The organism is Sorangiineae bacterium MSr12523, assembly GCA_037157775.1.
Lineage (GTDB): Bacteria > Myxococcota_A > Polyangia > Polyangiales > Polyangiaceae > Pendulispora > Pendulispora brunnea.
On record CP089982.1, the window covers coordinates 6862189 to 6876942 of the forward strand.

Here is a 14754-nt window from a genome sequence, read left to right on the forward strand (position 1 = left end):
AAACCCGAATTATTGGGTATTTTTGGTTTTCCACTGGCCCTGCGGGCGACCGAAAACAACAATTAAGCCTATTGATTTTCCGTTGGCCCCCCTGGCGATCCTGGCATCCTGGCATCCCTGGCGCTTTCCTTCTTCTGCGGGTATTCAACCGCCCAGTTTCGCTTTGATACGATCCCGCAGCTGGGCCACTTTGGGGCCGAGTTCTTCGAGGAGGCGCTCGCGCGAAAGCTCATTGGCGGGGCCGAAGCAGCTCAATGCGAGGAGTTTGCCGTCGCTGGCGATGAGGGGGACGCCGACGGCGGAGACTTCGTTGCGCCATTCGCTCACGGAGAAGACGAATCCGTATTTTTCGTAGTCTTCCACCGCGCGGCGCAGGCCTTTTTGGATCTTGGGCCACTCGACCTCGGGCACGCCGCGCAAGTACGAGGCGAGCACGCGGGCGCGTTCTTCCTCGGGCAGGCCCACGTGCCCGGCGCGGCCCAGCGCCGTGGTGCCTCGGGGAACGCGTTCGCCTACGTCCAGGCTCATTCGAAAGAGCTGGTGGCCGTGGCATATTTCGATGAACACCATGTGGTCGCCGTCGCGCGCGGCCAAGGCCACCGTGGAGTGCACCTCCTCGGCGAGCTCCTGCATCAGCGGACGCGCCACCGCGCGCACGTCCAGGCCGGCGAGGTAATGCTGCGCCAGAGACAGCACGCCAATGCCGAGGGAATACTTTTCCTCGGCCGGGAGAAACTCCAAATATCCCAGTTGCGTGAGGGTATAGCACAACCTCCCGATGGTCGATTTGGGGAGCCCCGTGCGGCGTGCGATTTCGCGCACACCGACGAAGCGTTCCTGCGGCCTGAAACTCCGTAGCACGGCAAACGCCCGTGCCACCGACGTAATGAAATCCGGACTATCGGCCCCCGTTACATCCTCGGCCGCATTCCCCAATCGACTCACCTTCGGCGTCATATCGACCTCACAAACGCAAACGTGGACTGAATGTTGCAATCTCTCAAGGCCTCTGCAGTCGAGCGGCGGCACCAACCGATAAGGCGCTCCTTGCCTTCTGGACCGCACATGGCGCCGGTCCCGCCGGTTTCTTCTCGCTGCCGCGGTTCCAGCACCCGCTCATTTCGAAATTGAAACATTCAATCGACCGTTACCTTAAGCCACTTCGAACAATCCGGCGGCGCCCTGGCCGCCGCCAATGCACATGGTCACCACGACGTATTTCACGCCGCGGCGCTTTCCTTCGATCAGCGCGTGGCCGACCAAACGCGAGCCCGATACGCCATAGGGGTGGCCCACCGCAATGGCGCCGCCGTTGACGTTGAGCCGATCGTTGGGAATGCCGAGCTTGTCGCGGCAATAGATGACTTGCACCGCGAAAGCTTCGTTGAGCTCCCAGAGTCCGATGTCGTCCACCTTCAAGCCGGCGCGGGCGAGAAGCTTGGGCACCGCGAACACCGGGCCGATGCCCATTTCGTCGGGCTCGCAGCCGCTCACGGCGAAGCCGCGGTAGATGCCAAGCGGCTTCAAACCGCGCTTTTCGGCGACCTTCGAGCTGACGACCACGCAGGCCGAGGCTCCGTCCGAGAATTGGCTGGCATTGCCGGCCGCGATCACCCCGCCCGGAATGGCCGCGCGGATCTTCGAGACGCCCTCGAACGTCGTGTCGGGGCGGATGCCCTCGTCGGTGGAGAGCGTCACCTCCTTGGTGAAGATGCGCCCCGTGGCCTTGTCGGCCGTGGCCATGAGCGTCGTGAAGGGCACGATCTCGTCATTGAATTTGCCCTCGGCCGCCGCCGCCGCCGCACGCAATTGACTCTGCACGCCGAACTCGTCCTGGCGCTCGCGCGAGATTCCGTATCGCTTGGAGACGGTTTCCGCCGTTTGCAGCATGCTCCAATAGATGGCGGGCTTGTTCTGCAGAAGCCAGCGCTCGGTCAGCATGTGCAGGTTCATCTCGTTTTGCACGCACGAGATGGCCTCCACGCCACCGGCGACCATGATGTCCCCCTCGCCGCTCAGAATGCGCTGCGCGGCCAGAACGATGGTCTGCAATCCCGAGGAACAGAATCGATTCACCGTCATGCCGGGCACGGACACCGGCAGGCCCGCCCGCAAAACGATCTGCCGCGCGATGTTGCCGCCGGTGGCGCCCTCGGGGTTCGCGCAGCCCATGATGACGTCGTCTATCTCCGCGTCCTCGAGAAAGCCCGTGCGATCGATGGCTGCCCGAACCACGTGCCCGCCCATCGTGGCCCCATGGGTCATGTTCAAGGCTCCGCGCCATGACTTGGCGAGCCCCGTGCGCGCCGTGGAAACGATGACCGCATCAACCATGGAACGACCTCCCTTCGGCGGCGAGCTTCGCGAGAAGCGGTGCGGGCTCCCAAAATTTGGGATCGCCACGCGAGATGCGCGCAAACCGGCGCATCGCGGCCACGATGTTCACCAGGCCCACCTCGTCGGCGTACAGCATGGGACCGCCGCGGTGGATCGGAAAGCCGTAACCGGAGAGGTAGACGACGTCGATGTCCGACGCGCGCTGGGCAATGCCCTCCTCGACGATTTTGGCGCCCTCGTTGATCAGGGCGAAGATGCAGCGCTCCACGATTTCCTCGTCCGAGATCGCGCGGCGGGTGATGCCGAGCTCCTTCGAATACGCGACGACCATTTCATCGACGCTCGGGTCGACGATGGCATCGCGCCGGCCGGGTTCGTACAGGTACCAGCCCTTTCCGGTTTTCTGCCCGAAACACCCCTGCTCGCAAAGCTTGTCGCCTATTTTGGAATAGACGAGCTCGGGGTGTTCCACGTAAAGCCGTTTGCGAATGGCCCAGCCAATGTCGTTTCCGGCCAGATCGTTCATGCGGAAGGGGCCCATGGCCATGCCCCACTGCTCGAGGGCGCGGTCCACCTGCGAGGGCAACGCGCCCTCCTCCAGGAGGAACGACGCCTGGATCCCGTAGCGCTCGATCATACGGTTGCCAATGAAGCCGTCGCATACGCCGGACACCACGGCGGTTTTGCCGATCTTCTTGGCCAGGTCCATCACCGTGGCCAACACGTCCTTCGACGTCTTCGCGCCGCGCACGACCTCGAGAAGCTTCATCACGTTGGCCGGGCTGAAAAAGTGCAGACCGACCACGTCGCCGGGCCGCTTCGTAAAGCCGGCAATCTTGTTCACATCGAGGGTCGATGTGTTGCTCGCCAGGATGGCGCCCGGCTTCATCACCTGGTCCAACTGGGTGAACACCGCCTCTTTCACGCCCAGGTCCTCGAAGACGGCCTCGATGACCAAGTCCGCCTGCGCGATCGCATCGTACGAGAGGGTGCCTTGGATGAGCGCGAGCCGCTGCGCCATCTTTTCCTCGGTCAGCTTGCCCTTCTTGAGCGAGCTCTCGTAGTTCTTCCGAATGGTCCCGAGGCCTTTGTCGAGGGCCTCCGGCTTCACCTCGAGCAATGTCACCGGGATGCCCGCATTGGCGAAACTCATCGCGATGCCGCCGCCCATGGTGCCGGCGCCAAGGATGGCCACCTTCTGGATGGCCCGCGGCTTCGTGTCCGAAGGCACGTCGGCGATCTTGCTGGCCGCACGCTCGGCGAAGAAGAAATGCTGCAGGGCGCGCGATTCGGGGGTGGCCATGAGCTTCTGGAAAAGCTCCCCTTCCTTGCGCAGGCCCGCATCGAAGGGACCGGTGCACGCCGCCACGGCCTCCAGACACGCGAGCGGTGCGGGGAAATTCTTAGACATCGTTGTCACGGTATTGCGTGCAAACTGCAAGAACCCCTGCTCATTGGGGTGCTCGACCTTGACATCACGGAGCTTCTTCAGCGGGCGCTTCTCGCGAACGACCTCCTCGGCAAACGCGAGGGCCGCCTCGAGCACATCGCCATCGACGACGCGATCGAACAGCGCCGTCTTGCCGAGCGTCTCCGCCAGCACGGTTTCACCCGATGCAATCAAGTTCGCAGCCGCTTCCAGGCCGATGGCACGCGGCAAACGCTGCGTACCGCCCGCCCCCGGCAAGAGGCCCAACTTGACCTCGGGCAGCGCAATCTTGGTGCCCTTGGCCACCACGCGGAAGTGGCATCCCAACGCGAGCTCCAGGCCACCGCCCATGGCCACCGAATGAATGGCCGCAATGATCGGCTTGGTGCTGCCCTCGAGGGCGCGAATCACCACCCGCAGCGACGGTTCGAGGAGCTGTTTGCCGCTTTTGAACTCGGCAATGTCAGCCCCACCGGAGAACGCTTTTCCGGCGCCGGTGATGACGATGGCCGCGATCCCGGGGTCGAGCTCCGCACGCTCCACACCTTCGGAAAGCCCCGTGCGAACGGCATGGCCCAGGCCATTCACGGGCGGATTGTCCATGGTCAACACGGCCACGGGGCCGCGCGTTTCGTAGCGGATGCTCATCGTGTGGCTCCTCCGGTCACCTTTGTCACCTTCGACACCTTTGCCGCCTCTTCTTGATACAACTCTTTCTTGGACAATTTGCCGACCAGCGTCTTCGGCAGCTCGGCGCGGATCTCCAGGGCCTGCACCATTTCATGCTTGCCCAGGCGCCCTTGCAAAAAGGCTTTCAACTCCTCCAGCGTGGGCGCTGGCGCGCCCGGCTTCAATTTGATGAATGCCTTCGGCGATTGGCCCCGGTACTCGTCGTGAATGCCAATCACGCTGACCTCCGCCACCGCCGGGTGCTCGTAAATGGCCTCCTCGATGATGCGGGGGTACACGTTGAAGCCGCCGCAAAGGATCATATCCTTCGTGCGATCGACGATGAACACGAAGCCGTTTTCATCCATGTAGCCCACATCGCCCGTGCGGAAGAGGCCATCCGGGGTTCGCTCCGACACAACCCCGCCCTTCCAATAGCCCTTCGTGACGTTGGGGCCCGAAACACAGATTTCACCGCGCTCGCCGAGGGGCATCGGCTTCGATGGATCGCTGACGTCCCGAAACTCGAAGCGCATGCCCGGCACGGGCAATCCGCACGAGCCGGGCGGCTGTCGAATCCCGACCGGGGAGAACGTGCCCGTGGGCGACGTTTCGGTCATGCCCCAGCCTTCGCCGACGTGACACCCGGTGAGCCGTTGAAAGCGCTGTTGCACGTCGATTGGCAAGGGAGCGCCGCCCGAACCGCAGAACCGGAGCGAGCTCAAATCGAACTTCGCGACCTCCGGATGGTTCAAAATCGCGGAAAACATGGTGGGCACGCCGGGAAAGATGGAGACCTGTTTCGCCGCGATCTCCCGAAGGACCGCCTCGGTTTCGAAGCGCAGCATGAACACCATTTCCGCCGCGATGCGAATGCCAATGAGCATGTTGGCGGTCAGGGCATAAATGTGAAAGAGCGGCAGCACGACCAGCATGCGCTCTTGCGCTTCGCGGATCTGCGACCCACCACAAAGCGTCGCCCAAAGTTGATCGCACGCCGCCACCAGATTCGTGTGGGTGAGCATGGCGCCCTTGGGCTGCCCGCTGGTTCCGCCGGTGTATTGCAACACCACGACGGCCTCGTCCAAGTTGGCAATCACCGGCGGCTCGACGCGAGGACCGTCCTTCGCGAGGAGGGACTCGAATCGGACGTGCCCCTCGTCGGCCCAGGCCACCTTGCATGGCATGCCCGAGCTGGCGACCACCAAGGTGCGCAGACGCGTGCGTTGAAGAAGGGGCGCCATCATCGGATAAAGGCTTTCCACGTCGAGGGTGACCATGATGTCGGTCTCGCTGTCCTCGATTTTGTGAATCAGTGCCTTTTCCGCGTCGAGCGGCGAATAGTTCACCACCGTGCCGCCTGCCTTGAGGATGGCGAAAAAGCTCACCACGTAATGCGGCGTATTGGGAAGGTACAATCCAACGTGCACGCCGGGCTTCACGCCCAGCTCGCGAAAGCCCACCGCCGCCCGCTCCACCTGATCGGCGAGCTGGCGGTACGTGATCTTCTTGCCCATGAAGTCGATGGCCGGTTGATCCGGCCATCGCGCGACGGTGTCGTCCAGAATCTGCCAGACCGGCATCCGCGCGAGCGGCCGGTCGTAGCTTACCCCCTTTGGATACGACTTGATCCACGGTTGATCGCCCATCCCCTCGCCTCCTTCGGATTAGTGGTACTTCGCCAGCTCCATTTTTCCGATCGCGTTGCGATGCACCTCGTCCGGCCCGTCGGCAAATCGCAAAGTACGGGCTTGCGCGTAGGCATAGGCCAAATTGAAATCACCGGAGAGCCCGCCCCCGCCGTGCGCCTGAATCGCCCAGTCGATGACTTGACATGCCATATTGGGCGCCGCCACCTTAATCATGGCGATTTCTTTGCGCGCGTGCTTGTTGCCCACCGTATCCATCATGTACGCGGCATTGAGCACCAGAAGCCGCGCTTGGTCGATCAAAATGCGCGACTCGGCAATGCGCTCCAATGTCACCGTTTGCTCGGCGATGCGCTTGCCAAAGGCCACGCGGGACAGGGTGCGCTTGCACATATCTTCCAATGCGCGCTCGGCCAATCCAATGAGGCGCATGCAATGGTGGATGCGCCCGGGCCCCAGCCTTCCCTGCGCAATCTCGAAGCCGCGGCCCTCGCCCAGGAGCACGTTGCTCACGGGCACGCGCACGTTTTCCAGCAGAACTTCTGCGTGCCCGTGCGGTGCGTCGTCGTAGCCGAAGACGGTGAGGTTCCGAAGAATCTTTACGCCGGGCGTGTCCCGGGGCACCAGGATCATCGATTGCTGCAGGTGCCGATTGGCATTGGCCGCATCGGTTTTGCCCATCACGATGAACAACTTGCAGCGCGGATCGCTTGCCCCCGACGACCACCACTTGTGCCCGTTGATGACGTATTCGTCGCCGACGCGCTGCATCGATGTTTCGATGTTGGTCGCATCGCTCGAGGCCACCTGCGGCTCGGTCATGAGAAACGCCGAGCGGATCTTCCCGTCGAGCAAGGGCTCCAGCCATTGCTTCTTTTGCTCCGGGGTGCCGTAGCGCTCGATCGTTTCCATGTTGCCGGTGTCCGGCGCCGAACAGTTGAACACCTCGGAGGACCAAATCACGCGACCCATGATTTCGCAGAGGGGCGCGTATTCCACGTTGGTGAGGCCTGCGCCGTACGACGAGTCGGGCAAGAACAGGTTCCACAGTCCCTCGGTGCGCGCCTTTTCCTTGAGCTCGTCGATGACCGGAACGGGCTGCCAGCGATCGCCCTGCGCGACCTCCTCGATGTAGCGCTTCTCGTTCGGATGAATGTACTTCTCCATGAAGGCATGGAGACGTGCGCGCAGTTCCTGCGTCTTGGCCGAATATTCGAATTTCACGATTGTCTCCGTTCTACGTGGGCAGCGTGTTCGTCGGATTCCGGTCGTCCAGAATGTCGCGCATGCGGGTCTCGATGGAGCCTTTGATCTTGGGGTGCGGCAGCACGTAGAAACGATCGTTGCGGATGGCCTCCAAGGCAATCTTCGCGACGTCCTCCGCGGAAAGGCGTCCCGAAGCGAGCGCCTTGCGCAGCAGCGGCTCGTAATCGGCTGCCAGCGGATTCGTGGCGCTCAGCTCCTGGGGACGATTGCGCGCCGAGTCGCCGATGGCGGTGTTCACGTACGCCGGGCAGAGGACCGAGACGCCAATCTTTGCACCCGCAATCTTGAGGTCGTGGTGCAGGCACTCCGAGAGCGCCACCACCGCGTGTTTGCTCGCGGCATACACGGCGTTGCCCGGCACCGTGACGAGCCCGGCCACCGAGGCGGTATTCATGACGTGGCCCTCGAGGCCTTTCTCGAGCATCCGCGGAACGAAGGCGCGAATGCCATGCGCCACGCCCATGACATTGATACCGAACACCCATTGCCAATCTTCCACCGTAGCCGTCCACGTGGGTCCGAGCACGCCCACACCCGCATTGTTGAACAGGAAATGGACGGCCCCAAAGTGCTCGAACGACCGGGCGGCGAGTTGGTCGACCTGCTCGGGTTTGGATACATCGCACTTCACCGTCCGCGCGGCAGCGCCAACACCGGTTACGAGTGCCGCCGTTTCGGCCAACCCTTTTTCGTCGACATCGGCCAAGACCACCGACGCCTTCGCGCGCGCCATCTCGAGCGCCAGAGCCCGACCAATGCCGCTGGCCGCGCCGGTGACGACCGCCACCTTGCCTTCGATTTCTTTCATTTGATAAACGCCTTTTATCTATAGGTAATCAAACGCGCCGTTTGCAATCGTTCGAGATGGGCGAAGCTATTGAAATAGCTCAAACTCACGCGCGCGGGACAGCCGCTGCTGGAGAAGCGAAGTGCGGTCGTGCTGCTGTTGACGATGGACCAGTTGAGCTCAAAAATGGTGCGGTCCGGGATACCGAGAAGGTGTTGGCAAATGGCGGTGATGGGGCCGCCCGACGTAAAGACCGCAATGGTGCGTGAAGGGCCCGGATGGTCGGTCAAGCGCCGCAATGCGGCCACGACCCGTGCGCGAAAGCCCGACCACGACTCTCGGTAATCGAGATCGAACTCGCCACCGACCCAACGCTCGATGGCGGCCGAGAAGATAGTTTGAAATGCACGCTGCGGATTGTCATGTTCCGCCAGATGGCGTGCGAGCACGGCGCGCTCGGCGAACTCGGGCCGATGCCGAACCACCACGTCGTCCGCATCGTACTCGTCGAAGCCCGCATCGACCTCGAGCGGACGCGCGCCTTGCTCCATCGCAGAGAGGCACGCTTCGGCGGTTTGCCGGTGCCGCTTCATGCCCCCCACGACGACGTGATCGATCTTCCGTCCGCTGCTCGCGAGCCACCCGCCGAGCAGCCGCGACTGCTCGATCCCCAGCTCGGACAGGCAGTCGTAATCGTCGCTTCCGAACGACGCCTGCCCATGACGGACGAGAAGAATCGTCCCCATTAGCCTTGTGCCGACTTGCGCGGGACCATCTGCTCGACGGCCTCGTTCCAAAGTGCGGAACCAATCAGGCTGCTCCCGCCGTCGACCAAGAGCAACGTGCCCGTGATGTACGCGGCGAGCGGCGAGGCCAAAAAGACCGCGGCTTGCCCGATGTCATCGACGTGGCCGTAGCGGCCGAGCGGAATGGATCCCTTGGTTCGCGTTTCGTGTTCCGGATTCGACAGGCGCCGCATGCCCTCGGTGTCGGCAATGGGGCCGGGGGTGATGCCATTGCTACGAATTCCGTAGCGGCCCCATTCGAGGGCCAGGTTGCGCATCAAGTTGTCGATGCCAGCCTTGGCCGCGCCGACATGCGCCTGCAGACCGTGCGGGAACAATGCCTGGGCGGCGGAGATGAAGAGGATCGAACCGCGCGTCTTGCGCAGCTGCGCAAAGGCGATGCGCGAGGCGTTGAACGAGCCCAAAAGGTCGATTTCGATGACGGTCTTGAAGCCGTTGGGGCTCAAGTCCTCCGCGGGACAGAGAAAGTTGCCCGCGGCGCCGGCGACGAGCACGTCCACCGAACCAATCTCCGCCTCGGTGCGCCCGAAGGCCTCTTCCAGCGCGACGTAATTGCGCACGTCGGCCGCCACCGGCAGCACTTTGCCGCCCACGTGCGCATTCAGCTCACGCAATTCCGCCGCGGCCCGATCGAGCCGCTCCTGCGTGCGCCCGCAGATGGCCAGATTCGCCCCCAGGGCGGCGAAATGGCGGGCGACACCCAAATTGATTCCGCTGCCGCCGCCGGTAATGAATACCGTCTTACCGCGAAACAGTTCCTTCGGCAGGTGCTGTTGGATGATCATGGTTTCCTCCCTCAATCGAGCCGTGCAGCGTCCGGGCGGCGCTTTTCCAGAAACGCGCTCAACACTTCCTTGGCCTCGGGCGACGATAGGCGGTCCGAGAACTCGTGTGCTTCTTCAATCATGGCGCTTTCGACCAAGGGTACGATGGCCCGCTTGAGCAATGACTTCGTCGCGAGAAGCGCCGCCCTCGGTTTGGCGGCCAGAATGCGCGCCTTGGCCAGGGCGTGCGAGCCCACGTCGACGTCGGCCACCACGCTGTTGATCAATCCGATGTCGCACGCCTCGGCGGCGGAGATCTTGTCCCCGAAGAGCAGCAGCTCGCTCGCGCGCTTCTGGCCGACGACGAGCGGCAGGAGAAGGCTGGAACCTGCTTCGGGAACGAGCGCCAGGTTGACGAAGGGCAACGAGAACGATGCGCTCTCTCCGGCGACGACGTAATCGCAGTGCAGCAGCATGGTCGTGCCGATGCCAATGGCCCGCCCGGTTACCGCGGCCAAAATGGGCTTCTTGGCATGCATGAGCGCGCGCAAAAACTGAAAGACGGGGCTGTCCTCGCTATTCGCGGGGTTCTGAAGGAAGTCGCCAATGTCGTTGCCGCTGGTGAAGATATCGGCCTGACCATGAAAGAGGATGACGCGCACGTCCCGATCGGTCTCGGCCTGGAGCAGGGCATCCGCCATGGCCGCGTACATGCCCACCGTGAGGGCATTCTTCTTTTCGGGCCGGCGGATCTCGATCCGCTGCACGCCCTCCGTCACCTCGGTCACGATGTTGTCATTCTTCATTAGAACCAGCTCTCCTGCATATCGACGGTGCTCGAATCGAGGCTGCGCAGCAACGTGTGCTGCGGCCCGGTTTTCGGCAATTCCCAGCGGAAAAAGTAGCGGGCCGCTGCGAGCTTGCCGCGGTAGAAGTCTTCATCGGCCGGCGAAGGCGTGGCCTCCTTCGCGAGCACCGCCTGGCGCAACCAGATCCACGCGACGACGGTGTGGCCGAACATATCCAAATAGACGCTGGCATTGGCGAGCGCCAGATTCGCATCTTGCATCAACGCACCACCGAGAATGCGCGTGGTCTCGGTGAGGCGCTCCCAGGCATCGGCCAATTGCGCGGCATGGCTCTGCAGCTCCGTATCGGAGTGCTTGCGCGCGCGCTGAACGGTGGCGCCTATTTCCTTGCCCAGAATGGCCAGCGACACGCCCTTTTCGGCGAATGCTTTGCGGCCGAGCAAGTCCAGCGCTTGAATGCCGCTCGTCCCTTCGTGAATCGGATTCAGGCGGTTGTCGCGATAGAATTGCTCGACTGCATATTCGCGCGTGTACCCGTACCCGCCGTGCACCTGGATGGCGAGACTGTTCGCCTCCAGTGCGTAATGCGAAGGCCACGTCTTCACCACCGGGGTGAGCAAATCGAGCAACAAGGCCGCTTCACGCCGCTCGGTCTCGTCCGGAGCATGCTTCGCCCGATCGGACAGGGTGCCCGCGTAAAGGCAAAGGGCGAGCGCCCCTTCGACATAGGCTTTTTGCGCGAGGAGCATGCGGCGCACGTCCGCGTGGCGGATGATGGGCACCGGCGGCGACAATGCATCCTTGCTGTTGCGACCCTGCAGTCGCTCGCGCGCATAATCGAGCGCGTGCAAGTATCCCGTGTACCCGAGCACCGAGGCGCCCAGGCCCACGGCAATGCGGGCTCCGTTCATCATTTGGAACATGTATGCAAGCCCGTGGTGTGGCTTTCCCACGAGCTCGCCGATGCATTCCTCGTTCTCGCCGAAGTTGAGCATCGTGGACGTGGTGCCGCGAAAGCCCATTTTGTGAATGAGCCCGGCCAGCGCGACATCGTTCTTCGGACCGAGGCTGCCGTCGGCCTTCACGCGGTATTTGGGCACCACGAAAAGGGATATTCCTTTGACCCCGGGCGGCGCTCCAGGAATGCGCGCCAAGACGAGGTGCACGATGTTTTCGCTCAGTTCGTGGTCGCCGCCGGAGATGAAGATCTTGTTTCCCTTGATGGAATAGGTCCCATCGGCGCGCGGTTCCGCCGTCGATTGCACGTCGGCCAGGGAGGAGCCGGCCTGCGGCTCGGTGAGCACCATGGTGCCGAAGTAGCGGCCGGCCAGCATGGGCGCGAGGTAACGCGCTTTCTGTTCCTCGGAGCCGAACTCGTGAATAAGCTCCGCGGCCCCCACGGTCAGGGTCGCATACGCGTCGATGGCCACGCTGGCCGCGCGGAAAATGGCATAACAGGCCAGGGTGATGCTGTACGGCAGCTGCATTCCACCCTGCGCCTCGGCGTACATCGCCGAGATGAAGCCGGCGGACGCAAACGCGTCGAGCGCTTCCTTCACCTCGGGAATGACGTGAACACGCTCGCCGTCGTAGGTGGGCTCTTGGAGATCGCACTTGCGATTGACCGGGGCGAACTTTTGCTCGGCAATCGAGTACGCCGTGGCGATGGCGCTGGAGAACGTCTGCCGCGAATGCTCCTGGAAGCGCGGATAGCGGGCGAGCTCTTCGACCTGGAGAAGCTCGTACAAGATGAAGTCGAGATCGCGCCGCTTGATGAGCTTATCCATGAACTATTCCTTGGCCAGAAGCTGATCGCTGAAGCGCGCGAGGTGATGCTCCGCATCGCCAAAGGCGAGGTTGATCATGGTGAGCCGCTTGAAATGGTGGCTCACCGCAAGCTCGTCGGTGACGCCCATTCCGCCGTGCAGTTGCACGGCTTGCTGCCCCACGAACCGGGCCGCCTGCCCCACCAGCGTTTTGGCGGCAGAGAGGGCGCGCCGGCGCTCGGAGGTGTCCTCCGAATGCACTTTGACGGCAGCCAAGTAGGCCATCGAGCGGGCCTGCTCGGTGTGGATGAACATGTCCACCATGCGATGCTGCAGCACTTGGAACTTGCCAATGGGCACGCCGAACTGCTTGCGCGTCTTCAGATACTCCGCGGTGTCTGCATTGAGTGCGCCCATCGCTCCGACGGCTTCCGCGCAGAGGGCCGCAATGGCAACATCGACGGCGCGCTCGATGGCAGCAAGTGCCTGCCCTTCCGCACCGAGCCGCGCGGCCTCGCCCACGGTGACGTTCTCGAACACCACGTCGGCCGCGCGCTGGCCGTCTTGCGTGCGGTAATCGCGAACCTGCACGCCGGGGGCGCTGGCCGAGACGAGAAAGAGCGAGAGTCCCTCGCGATCGAGCACCTCTCCGGAGGTGCGGGCAGAGACGATGAAGACGTCCGCGCTGCCGCCGTGCAGCACGACGGTTTTGCGGCCGGAGAGCACGTAGTCTGCAGCCTGGCGCTTCGCCGTGGTGGCAATATGGTGCAGATCGTACCGAAACCGCGGTTCGTAATGGGCAAAGGCCAATAGGCGCTCGCCGGCGATGATCGCAGGCAAGAATTCGCCCTTTTGCGCATCGTTGCCCGCATCACGGAGTAGACCGCCACAAAGCAATACCGTCGACAGGTACGGCTCGAGCACGAGCCCGCGCCCAATGGCCTCCATGACGATGAGCGCATCCAGCCCGCCGCCACCGAACCCGCCGTGCTCCTCGGGCAAGGTGATGCCCAGCAGGCCGAGCTCCGCGAATTTCCGCCACACGGCGCGGCTGAATCCTTGGGGCTCGCCCTCGAGGATCTTCCGCCGCGCATCGAAGGAGTATTCTTTGGCGACGAATCGGTCGAGGAGATCCTTGAGCTGCGTTTGCTCTTCGGTGAATTGAAAGTCCACGCTCTATCTCCCGTTCAAAGCCCAAGAATCATCTGCGCGATGATGTTTCGTTGAATTTCATTGGAGCCGCCGTAGATCGAGACCTTGCGATCATTGAAATACGTACCGGCCAAGGACGCATGCGCCTCGGGGAGCAGCGGATCCGGCGAATAGCCGTCTTCCAGCGCCTCGGGCAGATAGGGCGAAGCATGGTGCCCCGCCGCAAGCAGCGTCAGCTCCGAGATCGCCTGACGGATCTCCGTGCCGCGAATCTTCAAGAGCGAAGCCTCCGGGGCGGCCCCTTTCTTTTGCGCCTCGGCGGCGAGCACGCGAAGGCAGGTGATCTCCAGCGCCATCAGATCGATTTCAATCTGGGCAATCTTGTCGCGGAAACGCGGATCGGCGAGGAGCGGCTGCGCACCCGCGCGTTGTTCGGCGGCGATCTGCTTCAACCGAAGCAATTGGCGTTTGGAGCGGCCGACTTCGGCGATGTTGGTGCGCTCGTGGCTGAGGAGGTATTTGGCATACGTCCAGCCTTTGTTTTCCTCACCGATCAAGTTCTCGACTGGGACCTGGACGTTCTCGAGCCAAACTTCGTTGACCTCGTCGTCGCGGCCATCGAGCATGCGAATGGGTCGCACCGTGATGCCCGGCGATTTCATGTCGATGAGGAGGAACGAAATACCCGCTTGCGGGCGAGCATCGGGCTTGGTGCGCACGAGGCAGAAGATCCAATCGGCGTACTGACCGAGCGTGTTCCACGTTTTGACGCCGTTGACCACGTAGTGATCCCCTTGGCGTTCCGCGCGCGTCTGCAACGATGCGAGATCGGATCCCGATCCCGGCTCGGAATAGCCCTGGCACCACCAGTCTTCACTCGCGAGAATGCGGGGCAGAAAGCGCTCTTGCTGGGCGGGGCTGCCGAAGGCCATGATGACGGGAGCGACCATCAGGAGGCCGAAGGCCACGATGGGCGGGGCGCCCGCCGCCGAACACTCTTCCTCGAAGATGTGCCTCTGCACGGCCGACCATCCGGTGCCGCCAAACTCGCGGGGCCATGTGAAGCCGGCCCAACCCTTCTTGTGAAGGATGCGCTGCCAGCCTTCGAGGTCCTCTTTGCCGAGGGGCTTGCCGTGCAGCACCTTCTCCGAAATCCGAGCCGGCAGGTTCGCCCGCACGAACTGCCGCACTTCCTCGCGGAATGCCTGCTCTTCCGCCGTGAAATTCAGGTCCATGAATGTCTCCGACGCTCGCGCGACTTTCGAGACGTGTCCCGCATAATGGGACACTGTCCCGCTTTTCGAAGACAGGTATGAGGGA

Annotated in this window: 12 protein-coding genes; all 12 read right to left on the reverse strand. The window is 62.9% G+C overall.

Annotation, left to right across the window (positions count from 1 at the left end; translation table 11 throughout):
• Nucleotides 1-144: 144 nt before the first annotated feature.
• Nucleotides 145-945, reverse strand: coding sequence for an IclR family transcriptional regulator (locus LZC95_26355; GenBank protein ID WXA90012.1), 801 nt, complete (start codon nt 943-945; stop codon nt 145-147).
• Nucleotides 946-1152: 207 nt separating this feature from the next.
• Nucleotides 1153-2334 (reverse strand): acetyl-CoA C-acyltransferase, encoded by a 1182-nt coding sequence (locus LZC95_26360; GenBank protein ID WXA90013.1) that lies wholly within the window; start codon nt 2332-2334, stop codon nt 1153-1155.
• Entirely contained in the window at nt 2327-4414 is a 2088-nt protein-coding gene (locus tag LZC95_26365; GenBank protein WXA90014.1) for a 3-hydroxyacyl-CoA dehydrogenase NAD-binding domain-containing protein, read from the reverse strand. The genes LZC95_26360 and LZC95_26365 overlap by 8 nt, the downstream gene beginning before the upstream one ends.
• A complete protein-coding gene (locus LZC95_26370) occupies nt 4411-6084 on the reverse strand; it encodes a long-chain fatty acid--CoA ligase (protein WXA90015.1) in 1674 nt (557 codons plus the stop codon). Before LZC95_26370 ends, LZC95_26365 begins: the two co-directional genes overlap by 4 nt.
• Nucleotides 6085-6102: 18 nt before the next feature.
• Nucleotides 6103-7308, reverse strand: coding sequence for an acyl-CoA dehydrogenase (locus tag LZC95_26375; protein WXA90016.1), 1206 nt, complete (start codon nt 7306-7308; stop codon nt 6103-6105).
• 13 nt (nt 7309-7321) lie between these two features.
• A complete protein-coding gene (locus LZC95_26380; protein WXA90017.1) occupies nt 7322-8158 on the reverse strand; it encodes an SDR family NAD(P)-dependent oxidoreductase in 837 nt (278 codons plus the stop codon).
• Nucleotides 8159-8172: 14 nt separating this feature from the next.
• A complete protein-coding gene (locus LZC95_26385) occupies nt 8173-8883 on the reverse strand; it encodes a histidine phosphatase family protein (GenBank protein ID WXA90018.1) in 711 nt (236 codons plus the stop codon).
• A complete protein-coding gene (locus tag LZC95_26390) occupies nt 8883-9728 on the reverse strand; it encodes an SDR family oxidoreductase (GenBank protein ID WXA90019.1) in 846 nt (281 codons plus the stop codon). The genes LZC95_26385 and LZC95_26390 overlap by 1 nt, the downstream gene beginning before the upstream one ends.
• 11 nt (nt 9729-9739) lie before the next feature.
• Nucleotides 9740-10513 (reverse strand): enoyl-CoA hydratase, encoded by a 774-nt coding sequence (locus tag LZC95_26395; GenBank protein ID WXA90020.1) that lies wholly within the window; start codon nt 10511-10513, stop codon nt 9740-9742.
• Nucleotides 10513-12303, reverse strand: a complete 1791-nt coding sequence (locus tag LZC95_26400; protein ID WXA90021.1) for an acyl-CoA dehydrogenase — start codon at nt 12301-12303, stop codon at nt 10513-10515. The genes LZC95_26395 and LZC95_26400 overlap by 1 nt, the downstream gene beginning before the upstream one ends.
• A 3-nt stretch (nt 12304-12306) precedes the next feature.
• Nucleotides 12307-13455: an acyl-CoA dehydrogenase gene (locus LZC95_26405; protein ID WXA90022.1), complete on the reverse strand. Its 1149-nt coding sequence runs from the start codon at nt 13453-13455 to the stop codon at nt 12307-12309.
• A 14-nt stretch (nt 13456-13469) separates the two neighbouring features.
• Complete coding sequence (locus tag LZC95_26410; GenBank protein WXA90023.1) at nt 13470-14669, reverse strand: acyl-CoA dehydrogenase family protein; 1200 nt, start codon at nt 14667-14669, stop codon at nt 13470-13472.
• Nucleotides 14670-14754 lie beyond the last annotated feature (85 nt).